This is a genomic window from Streptomyces sp. NBC_00193, assembly GCF_026342735.1.
GTDB lineage: Bacteria > Actinomycetota > Actinomycetes > Streptomycetales > Streptomycetaceae > Streptomyces > Streptomyces stoeckheimensis.
Map to the genome: position 1 here is coordinate 5,675,100 of NZ_JAPEMM010000001.1, position 12,368 is coordinate 5,687,467.

Annotated in this window: 8 protein-coding genes and 1 pseudogene; 8 read left to right on the forward strand and 1 reads right to left on the reverse strand. The window is 74.3% G+C overall.

What is annotated here, in order from left to right; all coding sequences use genetic code 11:
- Positions 1 to 108: 108 nt before the first annotated feature.
- Positions 109 to 373, forward strand: a pseudogene (locus tag OG898_RS25430) (phosphoesterase); the annotation flags it as partial.
- Here OG898_RS25430 and OG898_RS25435 read toward each other — a convergent pair.
- Positions 345 to 3,719 (reverse strand): CHAT domain-containing protein, encoded by a 3,375-nt coding sequence (locus OG898_RS25435; RefSeq protein WP_266959409.1) that lies wholly within the window; start codon positions 3,717 to 3,719, stop codon positions 345 to 347. The pseudogene OG898_RS25430 and the gene OG898_RS25435 overlap by 29 nt on opposite strands.
- A 575-nt stretch (positions 3,720 to 4,294) precedes the next feature.
- On the opposite strand from OG898_RS25435, the gene OG898_RS25440 reads away from it, so the two are divergent.
- From OG898_RS25440 to OG898_RS25470, 7 genes are all read left to right on the forward strand, one after another.
- Positions 4,295 to 7,738 carry a CHAT domain-containing protein gene (locus OG898_RS25440; protein WP_266959411.1) on the forward strand — a complete coding sequence of 1,148 codons (3,444 nt, stop codon included), beginning with the start codon at positions 4,295 to 4,297 and terminating at the stop codon, positions 7,736 to 7,738.
- Complete coding sequence (locus tag OG898_RS25445; RefSeq protein WP_266959413.1) at positions 7,735 to 8,493, forward strand: hypothetical protein; 759 nt, start codon at positions 7,735 to 7,737, stop codon at positions 8,491 to 8,493. Before OG898_RS25440 ends, OG898_RS25445 begins: the two co-directional genes overlap by 4 nt.
- 14 nt (positions 8,494 to 8,507) lie before the next feature.
- Entirely contained in the window at positions 8,508 to 9,179 is a 672-nt protein-coding gene (locus OG898_RS25450; protein ID WP_323184888.1) for an RES family NAD+ phosphorylase, read from the forward strand.
- A 236-nt stretch (positions 9,180 to 9,415) separates the two neighbouring features.
- Complete coding sequence (locus OG898_RS25455; RefSeq protein ID WP_266959415.1) at positions 9,416 to 10,399, forward strand: hypothetical protein; 984 nt, start codon at positions 9,416 to 9,418, stop codon at positions 10,397 to 10,399.
- Positions 10,400 to 10,536: 137 nt separating this feature from the next.
- Positions 10,537 to 10,767 (forward strand): hypothetical protein, encoded by a 231-nt coding sequence (locus OG898_RS25460; protein ID WP_266959417.1) that lies wholly within the window; start codon positions 10,537 to 10,539, stop codon positions 10,765 to 10,767.
- Positions 10,760 to 11,530, forward strand: coding sequence for a hypothetical protein (locus tag OG898_RS25465; RefSeq protein ID WP_250745243.1), 771 nt, complete (start codon positions 10,760 to 10,762; stop codon positions 11,528 to 11,530). Before OG898_RS25460 ends, OG898_RS25465 begins: the two co-directional genes overlap by 8 nt.
- Entirely contained in the window at positions 11,527 to 12,366 is an 840-nt protein-coding gene (locus tag OG898_RS25470; protein ID WP_266959420.1) for a protein phosphatase 2C domain-containing protein, read from the forward strand. Before OG898_RS25465 ends, OG898_RS25470 begins: the two co-directional genes overlap by 4 nt.
- Positions 12,367 to 12,368 lie beyond the last annotated feature (2 nt).

Below are 12,368 nucleotides of genomic sequence, written 5' to 3' on the forward strand. Positions count from 1 at the left end.
CATCCCTCCCGGCCCCCGTGACCCACCCGCCCGAACGGGTTCCCGGCCGCGGCCGCGCCTGGTACCGCGGGGACTGCCACGTGCACTCCGTGCACTCCGACGGCCGCCGCGGGCACAGGGGAGCGGCTGCGGGGCGGCGACCCGACCGCGGAGGTCCTCGTACGCCTGTCGGTGACCGGGGTGGAGGGCTGCGACCTGCGGCTGGTCACGGACCAGGCTCGTCTTCACGGCGCCGGGGGCGGCCTCCCTGGAGTGGCGCACGACGTCCGCGCGGGCCGCGTACGTCCGCGCGGAGGTCCGCCACCCGGTGCAGGCGCCATCCCTGCCCGGCGCACCCGCCGCGTTCACGAACCCGATCTGGCTCGATTCCTGACCCGGGACGGGCCCGGATGACCCTGGTGGACGAAGGCGGCCCAGACCGCCGGGTGGTCCAGCTCCGGACCGCCGGCCAGTTCCTCCAGCAGGCTGTCGCCGAGTGAACCCGGATTCTCGCGCTCCGGGTCGAGCATCCAGCTCTGGGCCGAGTGGAGCGCGTCCACGGGGCTCAACCCCTCGACGGTCAGGTAGTGGTGGAACACGGCCATCATCAGGGCCGCGGCCGAGTCCCTGGTCGCCCACCGGGATCCCACCACGTCCCGCGCGCCGTTCGCCACGAAGGCGCTCGTCAGGGTGAGCGCCTCGTCGTGGTCGCGCTTGCTCAGGTCCGTCTCGCAGGCACTGAGCACGACCAGGGGGCCGTCGGGGGCGTTCTGTTCCCCCGCGGGGTGATCGAGCAGCCGCGCGACGGTCAGCAGGTCGTCGGTCCGGTCTCCCCCCGGCCCGTCCGCCGGCCCGTCCGTCTCGGGGGCCAGGCGCAGCGCCGACGCGGTCGGGTTGGTGCCGGCCGAACCGTGACAGGCCACGTGGAGCAGGGACGGGGCACCGGCGAGGGCGGCGAGGAGGTCGTTCGGAGTGCCGGCCGCCGCGGGTGCGACGGGGGGCTCGTAGAACTCCCCGTACAGGCGCGCTCGCGGGTACAGGGTCTGCTGGAGCGCCACGACTTCGAGCTCCGCGTACGGGAGGCTCATGGTCGGGTCCGCCACCAGGACGGGGGCGTCCGCCGGGGCGCGCCTGCCGCGCCGGACCGTGTTGAGGAACTGGCGGCCGGACGCCGCGTAGCTGATGACCATGATCTGGCAGACGTAGTCGCTGGGTGCCTCGGCCGGCAGCCGCGCCGCGTGCCAGGGCACGACACCCAGGCGGCCGCAGGGCACCAGCACGATCCTGGGGCCCCCGGGGCGGTCCCTGCGCCGGTTCTCGTTCGCGGCGAGCCGTTCCGCGACGCCCGAGATCACCGGGAGGATCACCGCGTCGGTCGCCCAGTCGCAGAGCTCGGACAGGGCGTCCTCCCAGGTCTGCGCGGCCCCGGGCGCGGGGGGCCGGACCTGATACGCGGCCGAGGCGTCGAGGAACCGCTCCAGCGGGCCGCTCTTCTCCCCGGACAGGAGCGGCAGGGCCCGTACGCCCGTCCCCATGTCCGGGCCCAGGACGACGGCCATGCCGGGCGTGCTGCCTTCGCCCGCGAGCAGGTACACCAGCGCGTCCGCGTCGCCCTCGGCCAACCCGGCCTTGAGCTCGTCGACCGTGGGGGTGCGGAAGAGGGCGCCGTCCCGCTCACGGTGGCCCAGGGCCTCCAGGGCCCGGCGCCGCAGGGAACTGGGCAGCTCACGGGGGAGGACGTCGGGGATCGCTCCGGCTCCGGGCGCGGATGCCTCGGGTGCCGGTGCCGCGGCGCGCCACTCCTGTGCGAGGCCGTGGTGGCCGCGGGCCTCCAGCAGTTCCGGTACGGCCCGAGAGGCCGACGCGGCTTGCAGCACCAGGGCCCGGCCCAGTTCCAGCGCGGCCACCGCCTCCTCGACGCGGCCCTGGGAAGCGGCCCAGATGGCGGCCTGCACCCCGCGCTCGGCCCCGGTACGGGCGGTCAGCAGACCGTGGTCGGGGCCGGACTGCAGGACGACGTCACCGGCGAGCGCCTGCAGCGATTCCATCGCCGCGTCCGTGGCGGCGTCCTGGTCGGCCGGGTCCCGGGCAAGGCCCAGACGCATCCGGTAGTACTCCGCGAGCTGCCACAGCGCGGAGAAGGCCAGGAGCTGCGACCGGCCCTGGCGGACCTCCTCGCGGACGTGCTCCAGTCCGCTGATGGCGTCGTCCAGGTCGGCGGGGTCCTGCGAGGTGGAGTACCGGAGGCCCGCCGTCATGGCGGCGAGGTACCAGGTGCTCGTCGGGTCGCCCGGGGCCGGCGGAGCGGGGCGGGGCATGAGATCCGGTGAACGGCTCATCACGGCCCGCGAGACGCGCAGCCCTTCGACGACCGTCGCGAGTTGTGCCGTGGGGAACACGGCCTCGTCCCTGGGCCTGGCCGCCAGGGCGGCCTCCTGCCGGTCCAGGCCGCGCACGATGGTCTCGTCGTCGTGGGTGAGTTCGCCGAGCACGGTGAGTCCGGAACCGTGGAGGAGCATCAGCATCCAGTGGAACGGATGATCAGGGGGCACGGAGGCTTCGAGAGCCTCCAGCTCGCCCATCAGCCGCAGGAACTCAGCTTCGTCCTCCATCTCCATCGCGGCCCGCATCCTCGCGAACAGACCGGTCGCCCTGGCCGCGACGGCGAGGTGGGCTTCTCCGGGATCGCCGGTCCCCCGCTGCGCGAAGTGGTCGACGACGGACCCGGTGTGCCGGAGGGACTCGACGCTGTCGACGAGACTGCCCCCGAGGGGCGCGGCCGTCTGCAACACCATGCGCATCAGGTTCTGGATCTCGGATGCCCGGCCGTGCCCCGGGGGCAGGCTGTCCAGCTGTCCGCCGAGCCGCTGGAGGAGGTGGTTGACGGACTCGGGGTCGCCGGTCCTCATCGCATCCGACAGGCCGAGCAGGGCGGTCAACCATGCGTTCGTGACGGTGATGTCGTCCTGGTCCTCCGGCTCGGGCGCGGGCTCCGGCTCCGAGGTCGGAGCCGGACCGGTGGTGCTCGGTGCTCGTGGGGCCGAGGGGTCGGGGTCCGGTGGGATCAGGCCCAGCAGCGTCTGCAGCTGATCCCTGAACGGAAAGTCGGGGGGCAGCATGGTCATGACCGCGTCGGGGTCGGACAGATCGCTCTGCTCCACGTACGACAAGAGGTCCTGCATCTGCTGCAACTGGCCCTGGAGTTCCGGTGGCAGCATCGACAGCTTGCCGATCTCGGCGGCCAGCGCAGAGACCCGCGCAGCCTCGGCGGCGTTCTGTTCGGGACCCTGCGCCATAGCGCGGTCGAGCACGGTCCACTTGTCCGGGGGGGACCCGGCCGTCTGGCGGCCCGGCTGCGTGGGGCTCGACGCCACCAGCAGGAACATCGCCGCCCACTGCCTGCCCTCGTCCGTCATCAGCTCCCCGGCGGCCGTCGCCGGATCCCGCACCTCGTCCAGGAGCTGCCGGGCGCGTTCCGGGTCGGCCGGTGTGCCGTGATCGGAGACGTGGCGCTTGGCGTGCAGGACGCCGAGCACCAGGGTGACCCTGCCGAGCAGGAATCGGTCGTGGTCCAGGAGGTGCCGCAGCCTCGAGAGTTCGGCGATCGCCCCCTCGAACTCCTCCGCGGACAAGGGGTGGTCCTCGTCCTCCCGCCCGATCAGCCGGGCCGCGCGTTCCGTCGCTCCGGTGGCCCAGGCCCGTACGGCCCGGACCCCGCCGGCCTCCTCCTCGTCCACCATGTCTCCACGCCCCCGTCAGCCCCGGTGAATCCATCCGGTCGTTGCCTGGGGCCCATGATGGTCGGACGGTGGCTTCCGTCGGTACCTGAACGTCGCCAACTTCCCATCAGCCGACCTGAATTCGACCGGAACGCACCCCGGGCGGCGCCCCGTCGGGGCGGGAACGGGGCGAACAACGGGCGAGATCCGGGTGCGGCCTTCACCGGTGCCCCGTCCGGTGCTTCGCTGATCGTGTGGGGGGAGCAAGGTCCTGTCGTCAGACTCGCGTCGTCTCCCGAAGGCGTGAGGCAGACGGGAGTTCGGCGACAGGCCCCAGGGGGAAGCGGCGGCGCGGACAACGGTGTGGTGAGCACCGCACCGGTGCCGGTCGCGGGCGTCGGCACGCTGATGTCCGCGCCGCCGAACCGGCGGGCGACCGAGGGGAGTCGGCAGCGACTTCCGGGGCGGGGTCGGGTCGTCGGCGGGGCGAAGCGCGCGAAGTCGAGGCGGTCCGCGCGGCGGATCGGCATAGTGGGGGTGATCCACGGGCCGGAGAAGGCTGTTGGGGGCTGTGGGCGGGGGCCCGGAGAGGCGGGATGCGGGTGAGCGGGGAGGAGAGCGGTGGCGTCGAGGGGCTGCGCACCTGGGTGTCGGACGCCATCGAGCGGGTGAAGCGGCAGCTCCCCGGCATGGGCGGCGCTCCGCTGTCGCCGTATGCCTCCAGGGCCTCGGTCGCCGAACTCGACCAGCTCGCGCGGCTGCTGGACCACGACGAGGCCCTGCGCGGCTCGGTGAACGTGTGGCTGGCAGGTGCGCTGACCCTGCGGGACGCGGCGGGGGCCGGTTCGGCAGGGGACCGGGAGCGGGCCGAACGGCTGCTGCGGGACGCCCGGGACCCTTCGGCGCCCCTGGGGGCGGTGGTGACCCGGGAAGAGCAGCGGTGGGCGGCGCTGTTCCTCATGAGCCACGTCACTCCGGTCCAGCCGCAGCAAGGCCACTTCGCGACGGCGCCGGACCTCTCCGGCTACCTCGACTGGCTCCGGCAGGCGGGAACCGCCGGGATGGTGGCCAAGGCGGCCGAGCTGGGCACGCTGATGAACGAAGCGGCGGAGCTGCCGCTGTCGCCGGAGCTGCTCGGTCCGATGCGCCAGGCGCAGACGCTCTTCGCGGCCCCTTCCGCTCAGGGACTCTCCGATCTGCTGACGACCATGGTGCCGCCGGGTTCGCCGTTCGCGGATCAGCTGAACCAGATGGTCGACGGCATGTTCGGGGCGATGGCGTCGACGGGCCCGTCCTCCGCCGCGCCTCCCGGGCCGGTGTGGGAGCGGGATGTCGATCCGGACCCGGACCCGGACCCGGCGCCGGCACCGGCACCGGCACCGGACCCCGTGCCGCAGCAGGAGCCGGAGCCGGCTCCCGAGCCGGAGCCGAAGAGGGCTCCCGAGCCGAAGGCCCCGGATCCCGAGCCGCGGCCCCCGATCGATGCCGAAGCCTTCCGCAACACGGTCGCCGCCCTGGACGCCGTGAACGCGACCAGCCAAGGGCTCGACTCCCTCCTGGGCAGCGGTGACCCGCACGCGCTCAACGAGCTGCTCCAAAGGCTCCGTTCGGTGCAGGACCTGCCCATGCCGGGCCTGGAATCGGCGGCGGGGGCCCTGGAGAGCCTGAGGGCACTCCTGCTGAGCATCAGTTCGACCGTGGGCGGCACCTACCAGGACCTGTCGGCCGGCCGGGCCCACATCGGCGCGGTCGCCGACCACTTGCAGAAGTCGGCAGGAAAGCTGCCTCCGGGGTTGGGAGACCCTGCCGCCTTCACCCGTGCCATGGAGATCACCTTCCGGGCGATGGAAGCGAGGGAGACGGAGGACGTCGCCGGGCTCCGGGACCTCGTGGGGGAAGCCGAAGCCCTGGGGGCGGACGTCGCCGAGAGCGTCCCGCTGCGGTTCGCCGTCGACTGGGCGCTCGGTACGGTCCACGCCTCGCTCGGGATGCTGACCCGGGACAAGGAGACCCTGCTGAAGGCCCTGCCCCACATCGAGCGGGGGATGGCCCGTGCCGAGGGGAGCGGGCTGCCGTTCGCCGGCGAGCTGTCCACGCCGTGGGCGGGGGAGCTCGACCTGATCCGCGCCGCCCTCACGGGCGACCGGGCGGGCCCGGTCCCCGACTACGTTCCCCCGGCCCCGGACGCTTCGCTGGAGGACCTGTACACCTCCACGCTCTCCCTGGGCATGCGGTTCGGCCTCGACGGCGACCCGGCGGTGCTCGATACCCTGATCGAGGAACTCGAACGGCTCCGGGCCGGCGTACGGGAGGGCCGGGCGCCGCGGATCGCCGCCGACGCGCTGTGGCAGCTGGCCGAGTCGTACCACCTGCGCCGGCTCCGGGCGAAGGACGAGCCGGACCCGGAGGACACGGGCGTCGTGGACGCCGCCGCGGAGGCGCTGACGGCGCTCGCCGCCGACGTCCTCCTCCAGTCGGGCGTCGAGCACGGACTGCTGGCTGCCCGTACCGGGGCGAGCCGAGGCGTACGGGCGGCCCGCATGGCGGCCTCGTACGGCAGGCTGCACGAGGCCGTGGCGGCCCTCGAACTGGGGCGGGCCCTGGTCCTGCAGGCGGCCTCCACCGCCTCGGCCGTGCCCGAACTGCTGGAGGACGCAGGACGACAGGACCTCGCGGAGGCCTGGCGGGCGGCCGCCGGGGGCGAGGCCCCCGGCGACGCGGGAGAGGTTCCCGGACTGCTCCCGAGCACGCTGCGCCGCGAAGCCCTCGATGCCCTCGGCTACCGCGGGGAAGGGGGCCTCCTGGGCACTCCCACGCTGAGCGACCTCGCCGACGGGCTCGCCGACGCCGGTGCGGACGCGCTCCTCTACCTGGTGGCCGGAGACACCGCGGGCCCGGGCCTGGCGATCGTGGTGGGGCCGGAGCTCGGAGCCGGTGCGGGCGCACTGCCGGAACTCCGCGACGTCGAGGGCGGGCCCCTCGCACGGTACGTGGAGGCAGCGGCGGCGCGGGACGGCAGCCCGCACGACCCGTCCCTGGCCCGGACGTGGGAAGAGGCCCTGGAGGAACTGTGCGACTGGGCCTTCCAGGCGCTGGGCCCGCTCCTCGGCGAGATCGAGGAGCGCCTGACGGCAGCCGGTGACGGGCGCCGGGACGAGCTGCCGCGCATCGTCCTCGTGCCCTGCGGGCGCCTGGGCATCGTGCCGTGGCACGCGGCGAGGCTCCCGGCCGAGGCCGCCCACGACCGGCTCTGCCAGACGGCGGTCATCAGCTACGCGGCGTCCGGCGGCCAGTTCCTGCGCACCGCACGGCGCGCGCCGAGGGACCCGGCCGCCTTCCCCGTTCTGGTGGCCGACCCGACGATGAGCCTGGCGTACGCCGATGCCGAGGTCACCACCCTGCGGGACGTCTTCTATCCGCAGGCCCGGCTGTGCGGCGCGCTCTACGACGAGGAACTGCCGGCCGGTACGCCCGACGCCGTGCTGGGCTTCCTCGCCGACGGCACCTCCGTGCTGCACGTGGCCTCGCACGGATCGGCGGGCACCCGGCCCACGGTCTCGGCCCTGGACCTCGTGGCCGACGACGCGTACACCCCGGCCCCGCTGACGGTGACCCGGCTGCTCGACCACGGGGGCCGACAGGAGGCGCCCGACGGGCCGTTGGTCGTGCTGAGTGCGTGCCAGACCGATCTGAGCATGCGGGACCACGACGAGGCGCTGACCCTCACCACCGCGTTCGTCGCCGCCGGGGCCCGGGACGTCGTGGGATCGCGCTGGCTGGCCCAGGACAGTGCGTCGGCGCTGCTGATGGCGGTGTTCCACCACCATCTGGCCGTCGACGGGCTCAGCCCCGTGGACGCCCTGAGGGCCGCGCAGCTGTGGATGCTCGACCCCGAACGGAAGAACCCGGGTTCCCTCCGGGGCGACCTGCTCCGGGAGATGGAACAGCCGGGACTGGAACGGACCGCGCTCTGGGCCGCCTTCATCCATCAGGGACATCCGGGCCGGAGCTCGGCGAACTCGGCAGAAGGGACAGCATGAACGAGGAGGGCCGCGGGCCGTCCGCGGAGCCGTTGCTCACCCTGATCGGCGAGCACCTGGAGTCCATCCGCACCGCGCTCGACGACGCGCAGCACGCACTGCTGCTCACCCGGCTCAAGGCGCTCGCCGAAGCGTCACCGGGCGACGGCATGGCGGTCCCCAGGGCGCTGCAGGGGGTCAGGCTGGCCCTGCGGCAACTGCCGTTCGGCCATCCGGTGCGCACCATGGTGGACGGGGTGCGCCTGGTTGCCGCGCCTCCCGGGCCGCAGGCCGTGACGGATGCGCTGAAGCTGGTCGACCTGCTGGCGGCACCGGGCGGGGCCCCCGTCCCGGAGCCCGAACCGCAGGCCGCCCCGGAGGCGGGCCCGGAAGCCGTCCCGGAAGCCGTCCCGGACAGGGACCCGGCAGGCCGCGCCGACCGCGCGGCCGACCCGCTGCTCCGGGAGCCGGCCCTCTCGGCGGCCGAGGCGACGGCCCGCTGCGGTGGGGCGCCGCCGCCCGAGCTGATCAGACTGCCGGACCCGCCGAACGGCTACCGCTACCCGGAGTTCCAGTTCCCCGCCGGCGGCGGCACCCCGTACGAGGTGGTGCTCGAGGTCAACCGGCTGCTCATGGCGGAGGTCGACCCCCGGGGCGCCGCCGCCTGGTGGTACGGCGGCAACAGCTGGCTGAGCGGGCCCCCGGTGTCGTTGCTGGGCCGGATGCGGGACCACGAACTCGTCGGTGCGGCCACCGCACTCGTGGAGGGGGAGTGATGAGGGGCAACTCCATGCCGATGATCAGGCTGTTCCCCATGATCAAGGAGGAACTGCACCCCAACCTCACGGTGATCCCGGCCGGCACGGAACTGTGGCGGGTGCACAAGGCCAAGTACAGGCCGACCCAGTTCAATCCCACCCTCGCGGACATCCACTTCGAGGGCGGCCGCTTCGAAGGCACCGTGCTGGACCCGTACCACAGCCTGTACCTGGCCGACAGCGCACTGACGGCCGTCGCGGAGAGCGTGCTGCGCTCCGTGCCCTGGACGGGCGAGAAGCGGATGATCCCCTACGCCCTGGTCCAGGGACGGGCGTTGAGCGTGCTGCGCACCACGTGCGAACTGACCGTGGTCTCCCTGGTCGGGGAGGCCGACCTCGCGGCCGTACGCCGGAACGCCGAGCTCCTGGACGACGAGAGGAGCTATGCGAAGGCGCGGCGCTGGGCGAGCGAGATCCGGGCCCAGGCGCCCGACGCCACGGGGCTCGTATGGCAGTCCCGCCGCAACCGGCCCGAGAACGCCGTGGTGCTCTTCCACGATCGCTTCGACGACCGCCACGGCCGGGCCCTGGAGGTGCTGCCGGAACGGGGTGTCGAAGACCTCGGATCCCCGGCGGGCCTCAAGGAAGTGAACCGGCTCCTCGACCCGTTGTGGGCGGAGGTGTCGGAGCCCGTGGGGTGGTGACGACCCGCACGGAGGCCCGCGGGGCCTCCGCCCGCGGCTTGTCCGCCTGCGAAGGGTGATGTCATCGTGAGGCCATGGCCTTACCTCTTTCTGATTACGCGTCACTTCTTGCTGAACTGAAGGAGGTCAGGCGCGCGGGACTGATCCGGCTGCGGGGGCGTGCGCTGCCCGGGCTGGAAGCGGCTGCGACGACGGTCACGTCCGGCGGCGCCCGGCAGCCGGGGGCGCCGATAGAGGTGTTGCTGCGAAGCGCGGTGGCCCGCCTGGACGCGGGGACCCTGCGCACCGCCGCCGAGTACACCCTGGGCCTGGCCCAGGGAACCCGGGACTGGCCGGCGTCCTCCCGCCGTGCCAGGGCGGCCTCGGTCTACGGAGTGAGCGTCGAGCGGTTCCGCAAGGACCAGGAGGTGATGGTCCTCGGCCAGGTCGCCGAGCACATCGTGCGGCTGGCGGCGGACGCGTCCGCGGCCGCGCCCGGCGGACCGGGAGGCCTGGGCGGACCGGTCGGACCGGCGGGTCCGGTGGACGGGGGCGGGGCGGGCACCCATCGGTCCGTGCAGGTCCGGGCGGCCGGCCGGACCGTCGGCCTCACGGTGCACGTGCACCCCGTGGACCTGCTGCGCGACGTGGACGTGGTCGTCTCCCCGTCCAATGTCCATTTCGCGCTGCCCGAGGTCTACAAGTCGTCCATCGCCGCGTCGCTGCGGCGGGCGGCCGCAGTGCACGGGATGACCGGCGAGCTCCTGGACGACCCACTGCCCACGGAGCTGCACAACTGGGCGGAGCGGCACGGCACTTCGGGGCGCGCGGTGCGGCCCGGCACCGTGGCGGCCACCGGGGCGGGAGCCCTGGCGGCGCAGGGCGTACGGCGCATCTACCACGCGGCGATCGCCGTCCCCCGGGCCGGGACCAACGACTACGACGTGCTGCCCGCCGACGTCACCCGGGCGGTGTCCCGGGTCCTGGCGCTGCTGGCCGAGGAGCGCGACCGCCACGTACCGCCGCTGCGCTCGGTGTGCTTCCCGCTGCTCGGCTCCGGCCGCGGCGGACTGTCCTACGAGGTCAGCGTGGGCGCCGTGTGGGCGGCGGTGGAGGCGGAGCTGGCGCGCGGGGCGCGCTGGGACGTGCACTTCGTGGTGCGCACCCCGCGGGCCGCCGCGGTGGTGGAGTGCATCGCCGCCGGAATCCGCCCGGCGCACGACCAGAGGCCGACCGGCTGACCCGGTGCAATGGAGGGGCGCCCCGGTGCGCACGAGGGGCGCACCGGGGCCGCGCAAGGGGGGTGCGGGGGGATCATGGCCTGGGTAATCTTCGCTGTCACGACCAGAGTTGATGATCTGTCACCTAGCGTGGGCGCATGAGCGGTGGGATGGAAGAGTGGGGGCGCGGGGCAACGGGCCGGGTGATCACCTGGCCCGATCCCGACGCGTACGTCCTGGTCGAAGGAGTGCTGCTGCGCATGCTCCCGGAGCCCCCGGGCGCGGCGCCGGGCACGGAGGTGATCGTGGGGTACGAGGCCTCGCGGCATCTGCGCGTCGCCCGCGGGGCGGCCCGGACGGACCAGGGTGGGGTGTGGGGGGATGAGTGAGTACGGGTTCGGACTGGCGCAGGGCAACGACGAACGGCAGCCCGTCGTCCTGCTCCTCGACACGTCGGCCTCCATGGGGCGCCCGGCCGGGAGTCCCCGGATCGACGAGCTCAGCCGGGCGCTGACCGGCTGGTTCGACGGGGTGCGGGCGGAGCCGAGGCTGCGCGCGCGGGTCGAGGTGTGCCTGATCACCTTCGACTCGCGGGTCCGGGTCTTCGACCCGGACCGGGAGCAGCTGGTTCCGGTCGAGGAGGCCGTGACCGACCGGCTCTTCGTACCGGTGGACCGGATGCGCCCGCCCCGGCTGGAGGCGTCCGGGCTGACCCGGATGACGGAGGCCGTCGAGATCGCGCTCGACCTGGCCCGGGCGCGCCACCGGACGCTGCAGGAGCAACGGGTCCAGGTGCGCAGGCCGTTCCTGTGGGTGCTGACGGACGGAGCCCCGAGCGACGCCGACGGGGAGCGGATGGACCCCGCCGCCCTGGCCGGTACGGCGGAGAAGGTGCGGCGCGGCGAGGAGCGGGGCGAATGCGTGCTCCAGGCGATCGGTGTGAGCGGCGCCGACCTGGAGCTGCTGCGGGTCCTCGCCCCCAAGGGAGCCCTGATGCTGGAGGGCCTGGACTTCGCTCAGATCCTCGATCTGCTGTTCCAGAGCTCGGACCGGATCGGGGCGGTCCAGGCCGCCGACGAGATCCACGGACAGGTGGCCGACCTGGTGGAGCGCCGGCGGCGCTTGCGCCTGCTCGACGAGCGGTACCGGTGATCGTCGCGGGGGCCGCGGTCCAGGGGACCGCCCACCTGGCCCGCGGGCAGGGCTGCCAGGACGCCTTCAAGGCGGTCGAGTGGGACGGGACGGCGGTGCTGGCCGTCGCGGACGGCGCCGGCGGCAGGGAGCGCAGCGCCCTCGGCGCGCACCTCGCCGTGGACGCCGCCTGCCGGATCCTGGCCGAGGGCGTCCCCGGGGCGGGGGACGCTCCGGAGGTGTGGACCGGGTGGATCGCCGAGGCCGGCGCCAGGATCATCGGGGACTACCGGCGGGCGGTGGAGGGCGTGTTGTCGGCGGTGGCCGGGCCCTCGGAGCCCCCGGACCCGTCGGAGCCGGTGGACGCCGGGGCGCTGGCCGCCACGCTGGCGGCGGCCGTCGTCCGGCCGCCCTGGGTGGCGTTCCTCTCGGTCGGCGACTGCTTCGGGACGGTACTGACCCGGGACCCCGGCGGGTCCGGGCCGGGCGGCGAGGAGCGCGAGCGGTGCCATCTGGTCCTGCCGCCGCCCGCTCCGGGCGCACCGGAGACGGTCTTCCTCTCGTCGCCCGGGGCCGCGCTGCGCTTACGGTCCTTCGTGGTCTGGGAGCCGCGGCTGAGCGGGGTCGTACTCGCCACCGACGGCTGTGCGGCCCTGACGCTCGACCACCCCTCCGTACGGGAACTGCCGCCCGAGGCGGGGCCGTTGCCCTCGGAGCGGTTCTTCTGCGGCCTCGCGGCCACGCTCCGCGCCAACGGCGGTGACGCCACACCCCTGCGCGCCCTGCTCTCCGGGCCCGGGGCGGCGCGGACCGGCGACGACCTGACGGTGCTCTGCGCTCTCACGGACGGCAGGTGACG